Annotated in this window: 1 protein-coding gene; it reads left to right on the top strand. The window is 38.1% G+C overall.

Annotated features, from left to right (window positions below; genetic code table 11):
* A partial coding sequence (locus I2483_RS19245; protein ID WP_207278654.1) for a transposase occupies positions 1 to 522 on the top strand: 522 nt, incomplete at both ends.

The raw sequence follows: 522 nt of genomic DNA, 5'->3' as shown, positions 1-522 counted from the left end.
AGCTTATTTTCCGAAAAACAATGCAACAGACTTAATCGTCGAACGTCATCGAATTAAAATCCCAACGTTTGGATGGGTGCGATTAAAGGAATTTGGTTATATTCCAACAGATGCAATAGTCATAAATTGTACACTGTCACAAAAAGCAGGTCGCTATTTTATCGCTGTTTTGTGCGACGTTGAAAAAAGTAAAGCAGCATACAAGAGTGAAACGGATGGAATCGGCGTAGACCTAGGTCTTAAAGAGTTCGCGGTATGCAGTAACCACCTTGTTTTTGACACTATTAATAAGAGAGAACGAATCATCAAGATGGAAAAGCGCTTGAAACGGAAACAACGGAAACTAAGTAGAAGTTACGAACAAAATAAAAATCGGAAGCGAGGTGAATTCTGCGCTAAAAACAGGAAAAAACAACTGTTGGTTGTTCAAAAATTGCACGCTAGACTCGCAAATAGTAGAAAAGAGTATATTCGATTTGTCGTGAGCATACTGGTGAAAACCAAACCAGTATTTATCGCAAT

It is taken from the genome of Sporosarcina sp. E16_3 (assembly GCF_017347125.1).
In the GTDB taxonomy this organism is placed as follows: Bacteria; Bacillota; Bacilli; order Bacillales_A; family Planococcaceae; genus Sporosarcina.
The sequence above is the reverse complement of the archived record's forward strand: the minus strand, read 5'-3'. Positions and strand labels throughout refer to the sequence as shown.